Genomic DNA, 20,036 nt, shown 5'->3' with positions numbered 1-20,036 from the left:
GGCTCTGGTCCTTGTCAGTGCTTGAGGGAGAGGAAGGCGGCGGGGTTGTCGACGAAGATCGTCCTGATGGCGGCGTCGTCGAGCCCGGCGGCGCGGAGGTCCGGGATGAGGTCCTCGAAGATGTAGTTGACGGTGTGGCCCTTCACGCCGGGCCACCCCAGCGGGCTGCAGTTGGCGTCCGCCGAGGCGAGCACCTGCCCGAGGCGGCCCTCGCCGGAGATGAAGCGGAGGAAGTGGTCCAGCCGCTCCCGGCGCGGACGGGCCCAGAACGGCGGGTCCGGGAGCTCGGTCTCGTAGCCGAAGGTGTCGAACCCGATCCGGCCGCCCTGGTCGGCGATCCAGGTGTCGCGGGTCTTGCCGGCGTTGACGCCGTCGTCGACGTGCCCGAAGAGCACCCGGTCGAGGGGAAGCCCCTCCTCGTTGAAGATCGCGATGGCGTTCTCGGCGTCGATGGCCAGGTGCGTCAGGATGCCCGCGCCGGTGGCGATCGAGGCGCGGGCGGCGGCGCGGTAGATGCGCTTGTCCAGCTCCGTCATGCGCCCGCCGCGGCTCACCCCGACCTTGATGACCCCGGCGCGGCCACCGGTGCCGCCGATGCCCACGGTGATCTCGTGGACGAAGTGCCGGGTCAGGTAGTCGACGCCCGCGCGGGCGAAGAACGGCAGCGCGGTGTCGCCGCCGACGAAGCCCGTGCAGGCGACGATGTGGACGCCGGTCTTCGCCGACAGCGACCGGTAGTAGTCGACGTCGCGGCCGTTGCAGATGCCGGTCACGTCGACGAACGTGCCGCCGCCGTGCGCGCGGAACGCGCGCAGCTTCGGGACGGTCTCCGCGTACCGCTCCTCCGGCGTCTTCCACCACGTCGTGTCCAGCTCCGAGCCGGGCATGCCGTACCCGATGTGCTCGTGGACGGCGACGACCCCCAGCTCCTCGGCGGGGATCGGCCCCAGGACGGTGTTCACCCTCGACATTCGTCTCGCTCCAAACTCAGGAAGATCGGCGCACGGTCAGCAGGTCGCGCGGGTTGCCGGCGAGGATGCGCTCGGCGTCCTCGCGGCCGAGCCCCAGCGACGTCGCCAGCGGGACGAACACCGAGGCGACGTGGCCGAACGGCAGGTCGTAGGCGGCCTGGCCCTTGGCCACGCCGATCGCGTTGCCCGACAGCAGGATCCGGCCGCCGTGGCCGGCCGCGACCAGGTCGAGCACCAGGGCGGCGCGCTCGCGGTCGGTGACGTGGGCGACGTCGTCGTTCAGGCCGACGTGGTCGATCGCGACGTAGGCGCCGCGCCGGGCGATCGCGAGAGGGGCGCCGGCCTCGACGGCGTCCCTGCGGTCGAGGCCGCCGACGACGACCCGGTCGGCCGGGAGGCCCTCGTCCAGGACGACGTCGACGTCGTGCACGGCGTCCTTGCCGTAGCGGACGGAGAGGGGGACGCCGGTGGCCAGGGCGGTGCGGGCGGCGCCGCGGAACAGGCTCTCGTCGGTCGCGGTCATGCCCGCGCGGGTCGCGGCGGTGGCCACGAGGCCGGCGGCGCCCCGCCGCTCCACGCGCGGGACCACCATGCCCTCGGTGATCTCCCGGGTGAACAGGTCGGCGAACCGCTCCGCGGGCCATGGCGTCGGCGGGTTCGTCTGCGGCGTGAGGAAGTAGCCGCCGAGCAGCTCCTCGGGCCCCATCCCGGTGGACGCGACGATGTGCACCCCGGTCGAGCGGGACAGCGCCTCGTAGAGCCGCACGTCGCGGCCGTGGAACATCCCCGTGGCGTCGACGATCGTCCCGCCGCCGTGCGCGCGGAAGTCCGCCAGCTTCCGCGCCAGGACCGCGAAGATCTCGGCGCGGTCCATCGTGACGTCGAAGGCGTGCTCGGCGCCGGGGACCACGGAGAGCAGGGCCTCGTGGACCGTGACGTTCCCCAGGTCGTCCGCCGGTACGGGGCCGAGGACGGTGTTGACGGTCCCGGTCGCGCTGCGGGCGGTGCCGTCCCTGTCGCTCTCGGCGGTCGGTGCGCCGGTCATGGCCACTTCCTTTCGTCGGCGTCGGTCACCGCGGCCGGCGCGCACGGCGTGACGGCCGTCACGCGCCGCCGTGAAGGGTGTCACTTCGCTTTACGTCGTGTCAAATGAACTATCGATGCGTAAGTAGTTCGATCGTACCGCCAAGTAAGCGCGTGCCGACCCAGGTCAGGCGGCGACGCGGTCAGGCGGCGAGGTCAGGCGGCGACCAGGTCGGGCGACTCGCTGCCGTCCGCCTCGGCCGCTGCCTCGCGGTGGCCGAACAGGCCGACCAGCGTCAGTACCCCCGCCGCCGCCGCGCACAGGCCGGCGACGAGGAACGCGGTGTCGTAGGCGCTGCCGAGCGACTCGAAGGCGAGCTGGTGCAGCTGCCCTGGCATCGGCACGGGGCGCGCGCCCGGACCGGCGCCCGGCACCACGGGCATCGAGTTGATCGCCATGGCGCCGCCCTCGTGGGCGATGCCGCCCGCGACGCCGGAGTACGGCGCCTGCAGGCCGGAGGCGCCGATCGCCCGGCCGAGCCCGCCGAGCAGGGTGTCGTTGGCCTTGTTGATCGCGAGCGCGGCGATGAGCACCGGGCCGAGCGCGAACCCGAAGTCGCGCAGCAGGTTCGTCGTGGCGCTGGCCATGCCCGCGAGCCGGACCGGGACCGTGTTGATCGCGACGGCGGTGATGGACCCGACCGTCAGCGCGAAGCCGCAGCCGAGCAGCGTCATCGGGGCGACGAACCGGGTCCAGCTCATGTCGGCGACGTCGAACGTCGAGCACCAGACGCCCGCGGCGGCCATGAGCGCGAACCCGCCGGACAGCACCCAGCGCGGTGAGACCGTGCGGATGAGCCGGGACACCACGGGCACCAGCAGGAAGGCCGGGCCCTGGATGAACAGGAACAGCACGCCGATCCTGAGCGCGCTCTGGTGCTGGACGGCGCCGAGCCAGATGCTCATCGAGTAGCAGACGGCCAGGAACGCGAACATGCCGACGACCGTGGCGACCGCGACGATCGCGTAGGCGCGGTTGGCGAACAGCCGCAGGTTCAGCAGCGGCACCTCGGTCCGCAGCTCGATCGCGAGGAACGCGGCCAGCAGGACGGCGCCCGCGGCGAACGCGGCGAGGATCTCCGGCCGGCCGAAGCCGCTCTCCGACCCCTGCGTGGCGGCGAACAGCAGGGCGATGAGGCCGAGCGCCAGCGTGACCTGGCCGGGGAGGTCGAGCCTGCGGCCCTCGGGGGCGGCGGAGTCGGCCGCCGCGAAGGTGATCAGGAAGGACAGCACGGCGGCGCCGATGACGACGGCGTACGCGCCGCGCCAGTCGCCGTGCTCGGCGAAGGCGCCGCCGAGCAGCGGGGAGATCGCCGCGCCGATGGACAGGAAGCCGGCCCACAGGGCGATGGCCTTGGCGCGCTCCTCCTGGCCCGGCGCGACGGCCGCGATCATCGCGAGCGAGATGGGGTAGAGGATCGCCGCGCCGAGGCCGGCGACGACCTGGCCCGCCCACATCACCTGGACGGTCCCGGCCAGGCAGCAGACCAGCGAGCCGATCACGGTGAGGACGGCGCCGAGCTGGAGCAGCCGCTTGCGGCCGAACAGGTCGCCGATCACGCCGGTGGTCAGTTCGAGGACCACCATCGGGATGGCGAACGCGGCGGTGATCCAGGTGAGCTGCGACCCCGTGGTCGCGAACTCCTGCTGGAAGGTGCCGTTGAGGGCGCCGGGCAGCGAGTACGCCACCTGCGCCAGCAGGACCGCGAAGCAGCCGGCGACCACCGTCGGGATGGGGCCCGGCGTGCGCGCGCCGGACGACGGCCTCCGTGTCATGGGGACTCCTTGTCGTTGCGGGGCGTCCTCGCGCCCACGGGCCGGCCTCGGGCACCCGGGACGGCGGCTCGCGCGGACGGCTCCGGCGCGTGCTCACGGATCGGGGCGGAAGGCAAGGCCGTGTGAGTGAGATCACCCGTCAGTGCGTGCACAGTGTCATATCGATTTACATTGCGTCAAGTGAATGACCTGTGCGTATGCAGAGGTTGCGTCGCGAAAGGAGGACTGACGGGTGCGCTAGGGTTGCCGGGTGGCGAGCCTGCGCGAAGCACAGAAGGAAATGACCCGGCGGATGATCCTCGACGCCGGGCTGGAGCTGTTCTCGACCAAGGGCTACCTCGCCACGACCGTCGAGGACATCGCCGGCGCGGTCGGCACCACCCGGGTCACCTTCTACGCGCACTTCCCGTCGAAGAGCGAGCTGATGAAGGCGCTCATCGCCGAACGCCTCAACGAGGTGCTGCTGCGCAGCAGGTCCCCGGAGCACGGGTCGACGGCGCTGGACCTGGTGGAGGCCGTGAAGGACGGCGGCCGCGACGCGATCGCGGCCTGGCTCGCCCGGACGTCCGAGCGGTGGCCGGCCATCCACCCCATCATCCGGATCGGCCGCGACGCCGCCGCCGCCGAACCGGAGCTGCGCAACCTCGTGGAACGCTGGCTGGAGGAGGCGATCAGCGACATCGAGGACGGCCTCGCCGCCGCCGGGCGCTTCGAGCCGTACCAGCGGCACTTCCGCGGCGTCCTGGCGATGGCCCAGCTCGACTACGTGGCGCAGAACTGGGCCGGCGCCGACTGGAAACTGAGCCGCGAGCAGATGCTCGACGAGCTCACCGACAGCTGGTTCGCGCTCCTCGGCGCCCGCTGACCGCCCGAGCCGCCGGCCGCCCGGGCCCCGCGCCGGGCGGGGTCACTCCCTCAGGTCGCGCTCCAGCGCGTCGGCCACGGTGCGCAGCGTGCCGGCGAGCGCGGGCAGCCGCTCCTTCTCGTACCGCGCGCTCGGCATCGACACCGAGAGCCCGGCCACGACCTCGCCGTCCGGGTCGTGCACGGGGACGCCGACCGCGACGACGCCCCGCTCGGAGCGCCCCTGGTTGAGCGCGAACCCGTTGCGGCGCACCCGCGCCAGGTCCGCGCGCAGGGCGTCCAGGTCCGGGCGGTCGGCGGGGCGCTCGGTGTAGCGGTCGGCCGCGTACAGCGCCTCCAGCCGGTCGGCCGGCAGCTCGGCGAGCAGCAGCAGGCCGGCGGTGGTGCGGTGGGCGGGGAAGACCATGCCCTCGCGCGAGCCGACCCGCAGCGCCTGCCGCGACTCGACGCTGGCGATGAAGCGCACCGTGTCGCCGGTGCGGACGGTGAGGTTGGCGGACTCGTCGAGCAGCTCGGCCAGCCGGTGCAGGTGCGGCAGCGCCGCGGCGCGCAGCCGGGCCGCCGCCGACTGCGAGTGGGCGGCGAGCTCCAGGACGGGCCCGACGCGGTAGGTGCGGTCGGAGTCGCGGACCGCGAAGTCGCGGTAGACGAGCATGGCGAGCAGCCGGTGCGCGGTCGAGTTCGCGACGCCGATCCGCCGCGCCACCTCGGTGACCGTGAGGGGGCCCTCCAGCTGCAGCATCGCCGCGATGCGCAGCGCGTTGTCGACGCTCGCCACGGCGTACGGCGGCGGTGCTTTGAACGGCTGGTCCACCCTGACCCGATTCTGTAGAACAGAATTTCCTATTCTTCACAGCGTACAGGCATCACGATTGCGGGTATGACCAGCACTCCTGCCGCGGCCTCGCCGGTGCGGCTGCGGGCCGTCGACGCGCCCGGCCAGCCGGAGGTCACCCCCGAGCTCGAGGACCTCTACCGCGGCTTCGAGGCCGAACTCCTCGTCCCGCTGTGGACCGAGATCGGCGGCCTCATGCCGCCCCATCCGCGCTCCAGCGCCGTCCCGCACGTGTGGAAGTGGGACCGCCTGGTCCGCCTCGCCGACCGGGCGGGGCGGATCGTCCCGGTCGGCCGCGGCGGCGAGCGCCGCGCGATCGCCCTCGCCAACCCGGGGCTGGGCGGCCGCCCGTTCGCCGCCCCGACCCTGTGGGCGGCGATCCAGTACCTCATGCCCGGCGAGGACGCCCCCGAGCACCGCCACACCCAGCACGCCTTCCGCTTCGTCGTCGAGGGCTCCGGGGTGTGGACGGTCGTCGGCGGCGACCCCGTGCCGATGAACCGCGGCGACTTCCTGCCGCAGGCCGGCTGGAACTGGCACGCCCACCACAACGCCACCGACCGGCCGATGGCCTGGATCGACGGCCTCGACATCCCGTTCCAGTACCTGACCGAGACGCAGTTCTTCGAGTTCGGGCGCGACGAGATCTCCGACGCCGAGCGCGCCACGCCCGAGCGGTCCCGCTCCGAGCGGCTCTGGGGCCACCCCGGGCTGCGCCCCGTCGGCGTCGGCCACACCGCCCCCGGCTCGCCGCTGCTCTCCTACAAGTGGGAGCACACCGACCGCGCGCTCGCCGACCAGCTCGCGCTGGAGAGGGAGGGGCACGCCGCCACGGTGGAGCCCGGCCACGCCGCCGTCCGCTACGCCAACCCCGCCGACGGCACCGACGTGCTCCCCACCCTGCGCGCCGAGTTCCACCGGGTGGCCCGCGGCGCCGAGACGGCCCCGGTCCGCGAGACCGGCTCCAGCGTCTACCAGGTCTTCGACGGCTCCGGCACGGTCTCGGTCGGCGACCGGACCTGGTCGGTGACGCGCGGGGACCTGTTCGTCGTCCCCTCGTGGGAACCGTTCTCGGCCCGGTCCGAGGCCGGGCCGTCCGACTCCGACTCCGGGGCCCTGGACCTGTTCCGCTTCGGCGACGCGCCGATCTTCGAGGCCCTCAAACTCCACCGAACCGCCACCGACCGAACCGCTGAGGACGACGCCCGATGAAGCTCTCCACCATCCGCACCGCCGCCGGGACCCGCGCCGTCCGCCTCGACGGCGGCGGGCTCGTCGACCTCGGGTACCCCGACCTGGGCGCCCTCCTCGCCGAGCCGGACTGGCGGGCGAGGGCGGCGGGCGCCTCCGGCGCCGTCCACGACGTCGAGGGCGCCGACTTCGCGCCCGTCGTGCCGAACCCGTCGAAGGTGATCTGCGTCGGCCACAACTACTCCGACCACATCAAGGAGATGGGGCGGGAGCTCCCGGCGTACCCGACGCTGTTCCCCAAGTTCGCCGACAGCCTGATCGGCGCCCGCGACGACATCGTCAAGCCCGCCGAGACCGACGCCCTCGACTGGGAGGTGGAGCTCGCCGTCGTCATCGGCGCGGAGGTCCGGCGCGCGGACGACGCGCAGGCGGAGGCCGCGATCGCCGGGTTCACCGTCATGAACGACGTGTCGGTGCGCGACTGGCAGTTCCGCACCATCGAGTGGACGCAGGGCAAGATCTGGGACTCCTCCACCCCCGTCGGCCCGTACCTGGTGACCCCCGACGAGGTCGGCGGCGTCCGTCCCGCGCTGCGGGTGCGGACCCTGGTCGACGGCGAGGAGATGCAGTCCGACGACACCGGGACGCTGCTGTTCGACCCCGTCTTCCTGGTCAAATACGTCTCGACGATCGTCCGGCTGCGGCCCGGCGACCTGATCGCCACCGGCACCCCGGCCGGCGTGGGCCACGCCCGCGACCCGAAGGTCTACCTGACCGGCGGCGAGACGGTCGTGACCGAGATCGACGGCCTCGGCGCCTGCGTCAACCGCGTCGTCAAGGACGCCTGATGGCCCGCACGCTCGACGACGCCGTCCGCTGGGCGCGGGAGGGCACGGACCTGTTCCTCGACGCCGCCGGCGGCCTGACCGAGGCGGACTACGACGCCCCTTGCCTGCTGCCCGGCTGGTCCCGCAGGCACCTCGTCGCGCACGTCGCCGCGAACGCCGACGCGCTCGGCAACCTGGTGCACTGGGCCGCCACCGGCGAGGAGACCCCCATGTACGCCTCGCCCGAAGAGCGCGCGGCCGGGATCGAGCGCGGCGCCCGGATGACCGGTCCCGAGCTGGCCGAGTGGCTGGCCCGCTCCAGCGGGGAGCTGCGGACGGCGATGGACGCGCTCACCGAGCGGCAGTGGCGCGCCGAGGTCGTCACGGCGCAGGGCCGCTCCGTCCCCGCCGCCGAGGTGCCCTGGATGCGGTCGCGGGAGACGTTCGTCCACGCCGTCGACCTGGACCGCGGGACGTCCTTCGCGGACCTGCCGGGCGGCTTCCTGGACGCCCTCATCACCGACATCGCCGCCAAGCGCGGCCTGGACGCCGCGTCGCCGAACGAGCAGTCGCTGCCGGACGGGCCGCGGCCCGAGGTCGCCGCCTGGCTGGCCGGCCGCCCGCACGCCCTCGCCGACGCCCCGACCCTCGGCCCCTGGCTCTGAGGCGCCCGAGAAGGAAGAGACCATGACCGACCCTGATGTGATCGTCGTCGGCGGCGGGATCGGCGGGCTGGGCGCCGCGTACGCGCTGAGCCGCCGCGGCCTCGCGGTCCGCGTGCTCGAACGGGCCTCCGCCTTCGGCGAGGTCGGCGCGGGCATCCAGCTCGCCCCCAACTGCACGCGCATCCTCGACGACTACGGCCTGCTGGACGAGGCCAGGAGCCTCGGCGTCCTGCCCGAAGCGATGATCATGCGCGACGCCGTCGACGGCACCGAGCTGACCCGCCTGGACCTGCGCGACCTGGAGCGCCGCTACGGCTTCCCGTACCTGGTCATCCACCGCAGCGACCTGCACGCCATGCTGCTGCGCGCCTGCGAGCGCGCCGGCGTCGACCTGCGGACGTCGCAGCAGGTCACCGCCTGCGCGAACACCGCCGGCGGCGCGAGCGTGACGCTCGCCGGCGGCCGCGTCGAGGAGGCGCGGGTCGTCATCGCGGCCGACGGGCTGCACTCGGTGGCGCGGCGGCTGATCGTGGACGACGAGCCCGTGTCGTCGGCGTACGTCGCCTACCGGGGCACGACGCCGACCGCGAGCGGCCGGGCCGCGGAGGTCGACCTGTCCGAGGTCGTCGTGTACGTCGGCCCCCGCTGCCACTTCGTCCACTACGGGCTGCGCGGCGGCGAGCTGCTGAACCAGGTCGCCGTCTTCGAGTCGCCCAAGGCCCGTGCGGGCGAGGAGGACTGGGGGACGCCCGACGAGCTGGACGCGGCGTTCGCCGGGACCTGCGACTTCGTCCGCGGCGGGCTGCCCGACATGTGGCGCGACCGGTGGTGGCGGATGTACGACCGCGACCCGATCATGACGTGGGTGGACGGGAGCATCGCGCTGCTCGGCGACGCCGCGCACCCGCCGCTGCAGTACATCGCGCAGGGCGCGATCATGGCGATCGAGGACGGGTGGGTGCTCGGCGAGCAGGTCGCCCGGCACCTCGCGGGGGACGGGTCGGTGGACTGGCCGGCCGTCCTCGCCGCCTACCAGGCCGTTCGGCCCGAGCACTGCCGCCGCGTCGTCACCACGTCGCGCGCCTGGGGCGAGCTGTGGCATCTCGACGGGCTCGCCCGGCGGCGGCGGAACGTCCTGCTGCGGGAGCGCGACACCTACGACTACGCGTTCGTGGACTGGCTCTACGGGCCGACCGCGCTGGACCCGTCCGAGGAGCCCCCGATGTTCACGCCGATCCCGCTGGCGTCCGCGCGGCCGGACGCGCTCACCGGGACCGGCGGCTGAGCCCGGTGCCGGGCCGGCGGGCGAGCCGGCCCGGCACCGCACCACCTGGAGAAAGGAGCGGCCCGGCGGCCGCGGTCCCGTGAGTCGGGTCGCGGCCGCCGGGCCGCTCCGGCGTCAGGCGCCCTTGAGCGGGACCGGCACCCGCTCGCGGAGCTCGTCGAGCGTGATGCCGAAGGTCTCGCGGACCGACGCGCCGTCCGGGCCGACGTCGATGACGGCGACGTCGGTGTAGACCCGGCTGACGCAGCCGACTCCGGTCAGCGGGTAGGTGCACGCGGGCACCAGCTTCGACCGGCCCTGCTTGTCGAACAGCGTCATCATCACGAACACCTGCTTGGCGCCGATGGCCAGGTCCATCGCGCCGCCGACGGCCGGGATGGCGCCGGGGGCGCCGGTGCTCCAGTTCGCGAGGTCCCCGGTGGCCGAGACCTGGAACGCGCCCAGCACGCACACGTCGAGATGGCCGCCGCGCATCATCGCGAACGAGTCCGCGTGGTGGAAGTAGGACGCGCCGGGAAGCTCGGTGACCGGGACCTTCCCGGCGTTGGTGAGGTCCGGGTCGATCTCGTCGCCCGTCGCGGCGGGCCCCATGTTGAGCATGCCGTTCTCGGTGTGCAGCACGACGCCCGAGCCGTCCGGGAGGTGGTCGGCGACCTTGGTGGGACGGCCGATGCCGAGGTTGACGTAGGAGCCCTCCGGGATGTCGCGGGCGACGACCGCGGCGAGCTCGTCCGGGGTGAGGGGCCCGGCGGCGGGGGACTCCGCGGCGGGCCCGGTGGTGGGGGACATCGTCAGCGTGCTCCTTGGACGGTGTAGTGGCGTTCCTCGACCCGCACCACGCGGTCGACGTAGATGCCGGGCGTGACGACCGCCTCCGGGTCGAGGTCCCCGGCGGCGACGACGCCGCCCACCTGCACGATCGTGGTGGCCGCGGCCGTCGCCATGACGGGGCCGAAGTTGCGGGCGGTCTTGCGGTAGACGAGGTTGCCCAGCGCGTCGGCGCGGTGGGCGCTGATCAGCGCCACGTCGCCCCTGATCGGGTACTCCAGGACGTGGACGCGGCCGTCGATCGTCCGGGTCTCCTTGCCCTCCGCCAGCGGGGTGCCGACACCGGTCGGGCAGTAGAAGGCGCCGATGCCCGCGCCCGCCGCCCTCATCCGCTCGGCGAGGTTGCCCTGCGGCACGATCTCCAGCTCGATCCTCCCGTCCCGGTACAGCTCGTCGAAGACGTAGGAGTCGCTCTGCCGGGGGAAGGAGCAGATCACCTTGCGCACCCGTCCGGCCTTGAGCAGCGCGGCGAGCCCGACGTCCCCGTTGCCGGCGTTGTTGGACACGATGGTGAGGTCCTTCGCGCCCTGCCGGATCAGCCCGTCGATGAGGTCGAACGGCATGCCCGCGAAGCCGAAGCCGCCGACCAGGACGGTGCTGCCGTCCTCGATCCCGCGGACGGCCTCGTCGATGCTGTCCAGGATCTCCGTGCGGCTCACGCCCCCGCCTCCGTGTTCTCCAGGACGACGGCGAGGCCCTGCCCGACGCCGATGCAGATGGCGGCGACGCCCCAGCGCTCGCCGCGCTCGCGGAGCACCTTCGCGAGCGTGCCGAGGACGCGGGCGCCGCTGGCCCCGAGCGGGTGCCCGAGCGCGATCGCGCCGCCCCGGGTGTTGACGATCTCCGGGTCGACGCCCCAGGCGTCGACGCAGACGAGTGACTGCACGGCGAAGGCCTCGTTCAGCTCGACGGCGCCCACCCGGTCCCAGCCGATCCCGGCCCGTGCGAGGGCGCGGTTCGCCGCCTCGACCGGGGCGTACCCGAAGTCCTGCGGGTCGAGGGCGAACGCGCCCCGTCCGGCGACGCGCGCCAGGGGCTCCAGGCCGATCCGGTCGGCGGCCCCGGCGGAGCCGAGCAGCAGGGCGGACGCGCCGTCGCTCAGCGGCGACGCGTTGCCGGCGGTGATGGTGCCGTCCGGCCGGAAGCTCGGCTTCAGCCCGGACAGCTTCTCCAGCGACGTGTCCGCGCGGATGCCCTCGTCGCGCTTCAGCCCTTCGACGGGGACGACCAGGTCGTCGTAGAAGCCCTCGTCCCAGGCGGCCGCCGCGAGCCGGTGCGAGCGCAGGGCGAACGCGTCCTGGCGCGCGCGGCCGACACCGTACCTCTCCCGGAGCAGCTCGTTGGCCTCGCCCAGGGAGACGGTCCACTCCTTCGGCATGCGCGGGTTCACCAGCCGCCAGCCGAGCGTGGTCGACACCGCGGTGACGTTCCCGGCGGGGAAGCCCTTCGCCGGCTTCGACAGCACCCACGGCGCCCGGGTCATCGACTCGACCCCGCCGGCCAGCACCACGTCGGCGTCGCCCGTCTCGATCGTCCGGGAGGCGATCATCGCCGCGTCGAGGCTGGACCCGCACAGCCGGTTGACGGTCGTGCCGGGCACGCTCGTCGGCAGCCCGGCGAGCAGCGCGGCCATCCGGCCGACGTTGCGGTTCTCCTCGCCCGCGCCGTTCGCGTTCCCCCAGACGACCTCGCCGACCGCCGCGGGGTCCAGCCGGGGCGCCCGCTCCAGCAGCGCGGTGATCACGCCCGCCGCGAGGTCGTCGGGCCGCACGCCCGCCAGGGCGCCGTTGAACCGCCCGAACGGCGTCCGGACGGCCGAGTACAGGTAGGTGCTCATGCCCTCGAGGCTAGGTGGCCTCCCTTGATACAGTGAAGTATCAATATTCACACCGATTGATATGCACTCCATATGGATCTCCGTCACCTGCGGTACTTCGTCGCCGTCGCCGAGGAACTCCACTTCGGGCGCGCCGCCGAACGGCTCACCATGGCCCAGCCGCCGCTCTCCCAGGCGATCCGCCGGCTGGAGACCGACCTCGGCGTCGAGCTCCTCCACCGCAGCACGCGCCGGGTCGACCTCACCGACGCGGGCCGCGGCTACCTCGCACGCGCCCGGAGGATCCTCGCCGAGGTCGACGAGGCGGCCCACGAGGCCCGCCGGATCGCGGCCGGAGCCGTCGGGCACCTCACGATCGGCTGCGTCGGCTCGGCCACCTACAGCCTCCTGCCCGCCCTCTCGCGCGGCCTCTCCCTCGAACTGTCCGGCGTCGACTTCTCCTTCCGCGGCGAGATGCTCGTGCCCGACCAGGCCGCCGCGCTGCGCACCGGCGAGATCGACCTCGCGCTGCTGCGCCCCCCGATCGCCGATCTGTCCCTCACCGTCCTGCCGCTGCGCCGCGACCGGCTCGTGGTCGCCGTCCCCGCCGACCACCCGCTGGCCGCCCTGCCGCAGGTGGAGGTCGCCGACCTGGCGGGCGCCGACCTCATCGTGCACTCCGCGGACCGCCGCTCCGTGATGTACGACGTGGTGCTCGGCCTCTTCCGCGACGCCGCCGTGGAGCCCCGGATCCGCCACGAGGTCGGTGAGACCTCGACCCTGGTCACCCTCGTCGCGGGCGGCCTCGGCGCGGCCGTCGTCCCCGAACCGGTGACGGCCCTGGCCCTCGACGGCGTCGCCTTCCGGCCCCTGGCCCGTCCCGACGCCGGCGTCGACCTCGCCATCGCCCACCGGACCGACCGCACCGAACCCCACCTGGCGCGCGCCGTCTCCGTCGTCCGGCGGATCGTCCAGGAACCGGCCGCCTGAGCGCGCCGGGGCCGCGGGTCCGCGCGGCTACGGGTCCTTCGGCGCGAAGGGCCAGCGGAGCCCGACGCCCACGCACAGGACGATCGCGGTGCCGAGGAAGCCGAGCGCGGCGGTGGTGACCCAGTCGTCCGCGGTCGCCCTCGTCCAGTGCCGGCCGGCGGCGTAGGCGCCGAAGGCGCGGTGCAGGACGAGCGCGACCAGCGCGACGAGGACGAGGGTGAGGACGCGGTTCGGCAGGGGCCTCAGGCGGGCGGCGGGCCAGTCCTCGAACAGGACGGCCACGACGAGGACGGCGCCGATCACGCAGCCGCAGGCGGCGCTGACGGCCGCCATCCGGCGAGCTCGCGGAAGACCAGGTAGGTGACGGCTCCGGGGACGATGACGAGGACGTTGCCGACGAGCAGCCGCGGCGCCCGCCGGGCGAGCGCGTTGACGGGCCGGCCGCGCAGCGCGATGAAGAACACCCCCTGCCAGACCCCGACCGCGGCCAGCGCCGAGCCGAAGTCGGCGGCGGCGACGGGGCCGCCGGGGCCGCGCAGCCCCTCGGCGGCCCGCTCCGCGGCCGGGACGGCGTCGTGGTCGACCAGCAGGAGGTACGCCCCCGCCCCGATCGCCCAGGTGAGGGCCAGCGCGGCGGAGCCCGAGGAGAGCCGGCCCAGGCCGGCCGGCGGCCAGCGCTCGCAGACCAGCGTCAGCTGGAGCATGGCGGTGAACAGCGCGGCGGCAAGCGGCAGGTTCGCGGGGAACGTGGCCGCGGCGGCGGGTCCCGCCCCGGCCTGGAAGACGCCCCGCAGGTCGGACCGCTCGACCACGGCCAGGTGCCGGCACCGCCGCTCGGCGGCGGGCGCGGGCAGCCGGTGCGCGGGGTGGTCAGCGACGGCCGCGCGGGCAGCGGCGACGTGCTGCCGCAGACGAGGCCGGCCGCCCGTTCCCGCCCCCGGGCGGCGCCGCTCATCCGGTCCCGGACCGGGCCGCGGCCGGGACCGGCAGGTGCGGCAGCAGGTGCTCGACCGTGATCGGCAGTTCGCGGACGCGGTGCCCGGTCGCGTGGTGGACGGCGTTGGCGATCGCGGCGGCCGACCCCACCTGCCCGATCTCGCCGACGCCCTTGACGCCGAGCGGGCCGGTGACCGGGTCGTCGACCTCGATGAGGGCGACGTCGACGTCCGGCGCGTCGGCGTTGACCGGCACCAGGTAGTCGCCGAGGCTCGCGTTGGCCCAGCGGCCGAGGCCGGTGTCCATCCGGGTGCCTTCGAGCAGGGCCTGGCTCATGCCCCAGAGCATGCCGCCCATCAGCTGGCTGCGCGCCGTCATGGGGTTGAGGACGCGTCCCGGCGCGAACACGCCGGTCATCCGCCGGACCCGGACAAGGCCGAGGTCGGCGTCGACGGCGACCTCCGCGAACTGGGCGCCGAAGGTCAGCAGCCCGTACGGGGTGTCCAGGGGCGGCGGGTCCCAGCTGCCGATGGCCTCGGCGTCGTTGGCGCGGTGGCGTTCCATCAGGTCCCGGTAGCCCTCGCCCGCGCCGCCGGGCAGGGACAGGCGCCCGCCGGTGGCGGTGACGTCGGCCGGGTGGGCGCCGTGCAGCGGCGAGTCGGGATCGACGACCGCCATGGCGATCAGCTGGTCCCGGAGGGCGGTGGCCGCGTTGTGCACGGCGGCGCTGACCATCATCGCGCCGTTGGACCCCACGGGGGAGCCGGCGGTCGGCAGGTCGGTGTCGCCGAAGTCGAGCCGCACGTCGCGCAGGTCGACGCCGAGGCCGTCGGCGGCGACCTGCGTCAGCACGGTGGTCATGCCGGTGCCGAACTCCTGCGCGGCGGTGGACACGACGGCGGTGCCGTCGGAGTACAGGCGGGCGCGGGCCCGCTGGGTGCGCATGAAGAACGCGACGGGGTACGCGGCGGCGGCCATCCCGGTCCCGACGAGCTGGTTCCCCTCGCGCCGCGCTCCGGGCGCGGGGTCGCGGCCGGCCCAGCCGAACCGTTCCGCGCCGAGCCGCAGGCACTCGGCCAGCCCGCCGCTGGACCAGGGGTGGCCGGTGTTCGGGTCGACCTCGGCGAGGTTGCGCAGCCGCAGGTCCACCGGGTCGACGGCGAGCTCGCAGGCGAGCTCGTCCATCGCGCATTCGAGGCTGAACACCCCGGCGGCCTCGCCGGGCCCGCGGGTGAACGTGGGCGTCATGGTGTTGCCGCGCACCAGCCGGTGCACGCCCTCGAAGGCGGGGGAGGCGTACAGCTGCGAGGCGGCGCCGAACGCGGGCTCGGCCCAGTCGTCGAACGGCGAGGTCAGCGAGATCTTGTGGTGCCGGATCGCGGTGAGCGCCCCGTCGCGCCGCGCCCCGAGCAGGACGCGCTGCTCCTGCTCCTCGCGGTGCCCGCAGGAGGTGAACATCTGCCCGCGCGTGACGACGAGCCGGACCGGCCGCCGGACGTGCCGGGCGGCCAGCGCGGTGAGGGCCACGTGCGGCCAGACCATCGCCTTGGACCCGAACGCGCCGCCGACGAACCTCGTCAGCACCCGGACCCTGGACGGGGAGAGGCCGAGGAGCGCGGCGACGGTCAGCTGCACGGCCTTGATCCCCTGGCAGGAGTCGTGCAGCGTGAGCCGGTCGCCGTCCCATTCGGCGGTGGTCGTCAGCATCTCCAGGGCGTTGTGGTGGTTGGCCGCGAATCGGAACGCGGCGTCGACGCGCACGTCCGCCGCCGCCATCCCCTCTTCGACGTCCCCCCGGTGCAGCTGCGCCGGCATGAAGCCGCCGAAGATCTTCTCCGGTTCGTAGGCGTCCCGGCGGCCCTGCTCGATGGTGGTGACCGACGGGGTCTCGGCGTACTCGGCCCGGACCAGCGTGGCGGCGTGCTGGGCCTGCTCCAGGGTGTCGGCCACGACGATCGCGATCGGCTGGCCCGCGTAGTGGACGGCGTCGTCCTGCATCGGGAAGAACGTCTCGCCCGGCGCCGGACCGCCCATCAGGGAGGGCACCAGCGGCACGTCCGCGACACCGGGCAGGTCGCGGTGGGTGAGGACCGCGGCGACGCCGTCGGCGCGTTCCGCCGCCGCGGTGTCGATCGAGGCGATGCGCCCGGCGGCCACGCGGGCGCCGACGATCTGCGCGTGGGCGAGGCCGGGCAGCGGGAACTCGGCCGAGTACCGCGCCGCGCCGGTGACCTTCGCCGGGCCGTCGACCCGGGCCGTCTCCCGCCCGATGGACCCGCTCATCGTCCGTCCTCCGCGAGCGTCGCCAGCGCCCGGACGATCGTCCGCCGCGCCAGTTCGACCTTGTAGGCGTTCAGTGGCCGCGGCACGGCCGCCGCCAGTTCCCGGTCGGCCGCCTCGGCGAAGGCGTCCGGCGTGGCGGGACCGCCGAGGAGGCTCCGCTCGGCGGCCCGCGCGCGCCACGGCTTGGTCGCGACCCCGCCGAGGGCGAGCCGCACGTCGGCGATCGCGCCGTCCTGGACATGGATCGCCGCCGCGGTCGAGGCGAGCGCGAACTCGTACGACGCGCGGTCCCGGACCTTCACGTAGACCGACCGGCGCGCCACCGGGACCGCGGGGACCTCGATGGCGGTGATCAGCTCTGCGTGGTCAAGCGGGCGCTCGCGCTCCGGGGTGTCCCCGGGCAGCAGGAAGAAGTCGTCGATCGCGATGGCCCGCTCGCCGCCCGGACCGCGGGTGCGCACCACCGCGTCCAGCGCGGCGAGTGCGACCGCGGCGTCGGACGGGTGCACGGCGATGCACCGGTCGCTGGTGCCGAGGACGGCGTGCCCGCGGTGGAACCCGTCGATGGCGGCGCATCCGCTGCCGGGGTCGCGCTTGTTGCACGGCGAGGCCGCGTCGCGGAAGTACCCGCACCGCACCCGCTGGCACAGGTTGCCGCCCATCGAGGCCATGTTCCGCAGCTGCGCGGAGGCGCCCAGCAGCAGCGCCTGCGCGAGCATCGGGAACCGGTCGGCGACACCGGCGGCCCGGGCGACGTCGCTCATCCGCGCGAGCGCGCCGATGCGCAGGCCCCCGTCCGGCAAATCCTCGATCCCGTCCAGGGGCAGATCGTTGATGTCCACCAGCAGGTCGGGCCGCAGGACGTTCTGCCGGACGAGGTCGACCTCGGTCGTGCCGCCCGCGAGGAACGCGCCGCCCGGATGCTCCCGGACCGTCGCGATCGCCGTCTCGACGTCGGCCGCCCGCGCGTAACCGAAGGGGCGCACCGTCACGCACCGCCCGCCGCGTCGCGGACCTCGCGGATCGCGGCCCGGATGTTCGGATAGGCGGCGCAGCGGCAGAGGTTGCCGCTCATCCATTCGGCGATCTCCGAGTCGTCGGCGGCGTGCCCCTCGTCCAGCAGCGCGACCGCGGACATGATCTGCCCCGGCGTGCAGAAGCCGCACTGCAGGGCGTCATGGGCGACGAACGCCGCCTGCATCGGATGGAGGCCGTCGCCGTCCCCGAGCCCCTCGATGGTGGTGACCTCGCGCCCGTCGCACGTGACCGCGAGGGTGAGGCAGGCCAGCACCCGGCGGCCGTCCACCCACACCGTGCAGGCGCCGCAGGCGCCCTGGTCGCAGCCCTTCTTCGAGCCGGTCAGCCCGAGATGCTCGCGCAGCGCGTCCAGCAGGCTCACCCGGGGCTCGACGCGCGCCTCGCGCTCGCGGCCGTTGACGGTGAGCGCGATCGTCCTGGCCTCGGCCCCGGTCTCCGCCGGCGCCGCCTTGATGTCCGTCCCCATGCGGGCGGTCCCTCACTGGTCGACTGATGATCACTGTCCGTGTCCCATCATGCCCATGCGGTGACGGATCTCACTCCGGGCCGGGACCGGACGGTGAGCGGATCGGCGCAGGTCAGATGCTCTTCGCGAGGGGCCGCGTGGTTGTATGGCCCCATGGCTCGCAGCAACATCTGGGGGCACGGCACGGACGCTCCCGTACCGGCGGTCGCCGTACTCGACGACCGGGGCGACGTGGTCGGCTGGTCCAAGGCGGCGGGAGAGCTCCTCGGCTATCCGGCGGCGGAGATCCTCGGCCGGCCCGGCACGGACCTGCGCATGGAGCGCGACCGCGCGACGCGGATCTGGACGTGGAACGGCGGCCACGGCGACGACGACTACCGGATCGGCATGGTCGACCTGCGCCACCGCGACGGCGACCAGATCGTCACCCACCTGGAGCGGATCCGGATCGACACCCCGGGCGGGGCGCCCGCCTGGGTGGTCGCGGCGATCCCCGCGTCGGTCTTCACCCTCGGCACGTCCGTGCTGGAGCCGCTGCTCAGCGCCGCGCCCGTCGTGATGGTCGTCTGGGACACCGACCTGCGGTCGGTCTGGCGGAACGAGCAGGCGCAGCGGCTGGAGGGCTTCTTCCCCTGCTTCGAGGTCGGCCGGCCGCTGCCCGAGGCGCAGGGCGAGGAGGACCCGCTGGTCCCGCCGGAACTGATCCGCGAGGTGCTCGCCGACGGCGTCCCGGTGCTGGACCGCGAGTCCCGCTGGGGCGGGGCGGACCGCGAACGCACCTTCTCGACCTTCCTGTTCCGCGTCGAGGCCCTGGACTCGCGGCCGCTCGGCGTCTGCCTCATGGCCATCGACATCACCCACAGCAGGGCGCGGGAGCGGCTGGCACTGCTCCGCCGGGCCAGCGTCCAGATCGGCACCACCCTCGACGTCCAGCGGACCGCGCAGGAGCTCACCGACCTCGCCGTCCCGGCGTTCGCCGACTACGCCACCGTCGACCTCACCGAGGCCGTCATGCCCGGGACCGAGCCGTTGGAGCGGCTGGAGGCCAACCAGAACGGCATCCCGGTGTTCCGCCGCGCGGGCCTCGCCTCGATCCACGACGGCGTCCCCGAGGCCCTGTGGCCGCTGGGGCAGCCGGTGTACGTGCCGCCCGGGTCCCCGTTCACCAAGGTCCTCGCCTCGGGCCGCTCCTATTTCGAACCCGAGATGGACACCTCGCCCGGCAACTGGCTCGACGACGACCCCCACCGCGCCCGGGTCATCGCCGCCATGGGCATGCACACGCTGATCATCGTCCCGCTGTGGGCCCGCGGCAGCCTCCTCGGCATCGCCGTGTTCGTCCGCACCGACACCAAGGCGCAGTACACCAGGGACGACCTGGTGCTCGCCGAGGAGCTCGCGGCCCGGGCCGCGCTGAGCCTGGACAACGCGCGCCAGTACACCCGCGAGCACGACGCGTCCCTCGCCCTCCAGCGGCAGCTCCTGCCGCGCAGGCTGTACGGCGGGGACGTGATGGAGCTGGCCTCGCGCTACCTGCCGTCCGACGTCCACCAGGGCGTCGGCGGCGACTGGTACGACACGATCTCGCTGCCCGACTCCCGCCTCGCCCTCGTGGTGGGGGACGTGACCGGGCACGGGATCAACGCCGCCGCGAGCATGGGGCGCCTGCGCACCGCCATGCGGACGCTGGCCTACCTCGGCCTCCCCCCGGCCGAGCTGCTCGCCCGCCTCGACGAGCTGTACGCCCGCCAGGACGAGGAGGAGCAGGGCAGCGCCCTGTCGCCGATCGCGGCCACCTGCCTGTACGCCGTCTACGACCCGGCCGCCCGGCGCTGCACCCTGGCGTCGGCCGGGCACCTGCCGCCGGCGATCGTCGACCCCGGCGGCGGCGTCTCCTTCGTCGATCCTCCCGCGGGCACCCCGATCGGCCTCGGGCTGGGCGTGCACGAGTCCGTCGAGTTCGAGTTCGGCGAGGGGTCCCTGATGGCCCTGTACACCGACGGGCTGATCGAGCGCCGCGACGACGATCTCGACGAGGGCATGCGCCGCCTCGGCGCCGCGCTGGCCGGGACCGAGGGCCCGCTGGACGGCCTCTGCACCAGCGTGATCGACGCGATGGTGACGAGGACCGCCGAGGACGACGTCACCCTCCTCCTCGCCCGGACCCTAGCGCCGTCCTGAG

Annotated in this window: 19 protein-coding genes; 7 read left to right on the top strand and 12 right to left on the bottom strand. The window is 74.2% G+C overall.

From position 1 onward, the window contains the following. Positions 1 to 14: 14 nt before the first annotated feature. From J4557_RS35025 to J4557_RS35015, 3 genes are all read right to left on the bottom strand, one after another. Complete coding sequence (locus J4557_RS35025) at positions 15 to 971, bottom strand: phosphotriesterase family protein (protein WP_243776822.1); 957 nt, start codon at positions 969 to 971, stop codon at positions 15 to 17. Positions 972 to 987: 16 nt separating this feature from the next. After that, positions 988 to 2,016: a phosphotriesterase family protein gene (locus J4557_RS35020; protein ID WP_208271061.1), complete on the bottom strand. Its 1,029-nt coding sequence runs from the start codon at positions 2,014 to 2,016 to the stop codon at positions 988 to 990. Between the two features lie 194 nt (positions 2,017 to 2,210). Continuing rightward, positions 2,211 to 3,830, bottom strand: a complete 1,620-nt coding sequence (locus J4557_RS35015; protein ID WP_208271060.1) for an MFS transporter — start codon at positions 3,828 to 3,830, stop codon at positions 2,211 to 2,213. 250 nt (positions 3,831 to 4,080) lie between these two features. Here J4557_RS35015 and J4557_RS35010 point away from each other — a divergent pair, with 250 nt between their 5' ends. Then, a complete protein-coding gene (locus tag J4557_RS35010; protein WP_307800389.1) occupies positions 4,081 to 4,695 on the top strand; it encodes a TetR/AcrR family transcriptional regulator in 615 nt (204 codons plus the stop codon). Positions 4,696 to 4,737: 42 nt separating this feature from the next. On the opposite strand, the gene J4557_RS35005 is transcribed toward J4557_RS35010, so the two are convergent. Beyond that, the gene (locus J4557_RS35005) at positions 4,738 to 5,508 is read right to left on the bottom strand and encodes an IclR family transcriptional regulator (RefSeq protein ID WP_307800388.1); all 771 of its coding nucleotides are present in this window, start codon (positions 5,506 to 5,508) and stop codon (positions 4,738 to 4,740) included. Between the two features lie 66 nt (positions 5,509 to 5,574). On the opposite strand from J4557_RS35005, the gene J4557_RS35000 reads away from it, so the two are divergent. The 4 genes from J4557_RS35000 to J4557_RS34985 are packed head-to-tail and all read left to right on the top strand — an operon-like array spanning position 5,575 to position 9,497. Further along, a complete protein-coding gene (locus tag J4557_RS35000) occupies positions 5,575 to 6,741 on the top strand; it encodes a cupin domain-containing protein (protein WP_208271059.1) in 1,167 nt (388 codons plus the stop codon). Next, positions 6,738 to 7,568 (top strand): fumarylacetoacetate hydrolase family protein, encoded by an 831-nt coding sequence (locus J4557_RS34995; protein WP_208271058.1) that lies wholly within the window; start codon positions 6,738 to 6,740, stop codon positions 7,566 to 7,568. Before J4557_RS35000 ends, J4557_RS34995 begins: the two co-directional genes overlap by 4 nt. Beyond that, entirely contained in the window at positions 7,568 to 8,212 is a 645-nt protein-coding gene (locus J4557_RS34990) for a maleylpyruvate isomerase family mycothiol-dependent enzyme (protein WP_208271057.1), read from the top strand. Before J4557_RS34995 ends, J4557_RS34990 begins: the two co-directional genes overlap by 1 nt. 22 nt (positions 8,213 to 8,234) lie before the next feature. Further along, complete coding sequence (locus J4557_RS34985) at positions 8,235 to 9,497, top strand: FAD-dependent oxidoreductase (RefSeq protein WP_243776821.1); 1,263 nt, start codon at positions 8,235 to 8,237, stop codon at positions 9,495 to 9,497. A 114-nt stretch (positions 9,498 to 9,611) separates the two neighbouring features. On the opposite strand, the gene J4557_RS34980 is transcribed toward J4557_RS34985, so the two are convergent. Genes J4557_RS34980 through J4557_RS34970 form a run of 3 tightly spaced genes read right to left on the bottom strand, consistent with a single transcriptional unit; the run spans position 9,612 to position 12,162 of the window. Then, complete coding sequence (locus J4557_RS34980; RefSeq protein ID WP_208271056.1) at positions 9,612 to 10,286, bottom strand: 3-oxoacid CoA-transferase subunit B; 675 nt, start codon at positions 10,284 to 10,286, stop codon at positions 9,612 to 9,614. A 2-nt stretch (positions 10,287 to 10,288) separates the two neighbouring features. Then, entirely contained in the window at positions 10,289 to 10,984 is a 696-nt protein-coding gene (locus J4557_RS34975; protein ID WP_208271055.1) for a 3-oxoacid CoA-transferase subunit A, read from the bottom strand. Further along, positions 10,981 to 12,162 (bottom strand): thiolase family protein, encoded by a 1,182-nt coding sequence (locus J4557_RS34970; protein WP_208271054.1) that lies wholly within the window; start codon positions 12,160 to 12,162, stop codon positions 10,981 to 10,983. The genes J4557_RS34975 and J4557_RS34970 overlap by 4 nt, the downstream gene beginning before the upstream one ends. 72 nt (positions 12,163 to 12,234) lie before the next feature. Here J4557_RS34970 and J4557_RS34965 point away from each other — a divergent pair, with 72 nt between their 5' ends. After that, entirely contained in the window at positions 12,235 to 13,131 is an 897-nt protein-coding gene (locus J4557_RS34965; RefSeq protein WP_208271053.1) for a LysR substrate-binding domain-containing protein, read from the top strand. 27 nt (positions 13,132 to 13,158) lie between these two features. On the opposite strand, the gene J4557_RS34960 is transcribed toward J4557_RS34965, so the two are convergent. From J4557_RS34960 to J4557_RS34940, 5 genes are all read right to left on the bottom strand, one after another. Then, positions 13,159 to 13,464 carry a hypothetical protein gene (locus tag J4557_RS34960; protein ID WP_208271052.1) on the bottom strand — a complete coding sequence of 102 codons (306 nt, stop codon included), beginning with the start codon at positions 13,462 to 13,464 and terminating at the stop codon, positions 13,159 to 13,161. Continuing rightward, positions 13,431 to 13,943 (bottom strand): hypothetical protein, encoded by a 513-nt coding sequence (locus tag J4557_RS34955; protein ID WP_208271051.1) that lies wholly within the window; start codon positions 13,941 to 13,943, stop codon positions 13,431 to 13,433. The genes J4557_RS34960 and J4557_RS34955 overlap by 34 nt, the downstream gene beginning before the upstream one ends. Positions 13,944 to 14,082: 139 nt before the next feature. Then, positions 14,083 to 16,350, bottom strand: coding sequence for a xanthine dehydrogenase family protein molybdopterin-binding subunit (locus tag J4557_RS34950; protein ID WP_208271050.1), 2,268 nt, complete (start codon positions 16,348 to 16,350; stop codon positions 14,083 to 14,085). Beyond that, on the bottom strand, positions 16,347 to 17,336 hold the full coding sequence (locus tag J4557_RS34945; protein WP_208271049.1) for an FAD binding domain-containing protein: 990 nt from the start codon (positions 17,334 to 17,336) through the stop codon (positions 16,347 to 16,349). Before J4557_RS34945 ends, J4557_RS34950 begins: the two co-directional genes overlap by 4 nt. Before the next feature lie 2 nt (positions 17,337 to 17,338). After that, entirely contained in the window at positions 17,339 to 17,854 is a 516-nt protein-coding gene (locus tag J4557_RS34940) for a (2Fe-2S)-binding protein (RefSeq protein ID WP_208271048.1), read from the bottom strand. 153 nt (positions 17,855 to 18,007) lie between these two features. On the opposite strand from J4557_RS34940, the gene J4557_RS34935 reads away from it, so the two are divergent. After that, complete coding sequence (locus tag J4557_RS34935) at positions 18,008 to 20,035, top strand: SpoIIE family protein phosphatase (protein ID WP_208271047.1); 2,028 nt, start codon at positions 18,008 to 18,010, stop codon at positions 20,033 to 20,035. Position 20,036: the final 1 nt, after the last annotated feature.

The sequence above is a fragment of the Actinomadura nitritigenes genome, assembly GCF_017573545.1.
GTDB lineage: Bacteria > Actinomycetota > Actinomycetes > Streptosporangiales > Streptosporangiaceae > Spirillospora > Spirillospora nitritigenes.
This window is presented reverse-complemented; position numbering and strand designations above follow the sequence as displayed.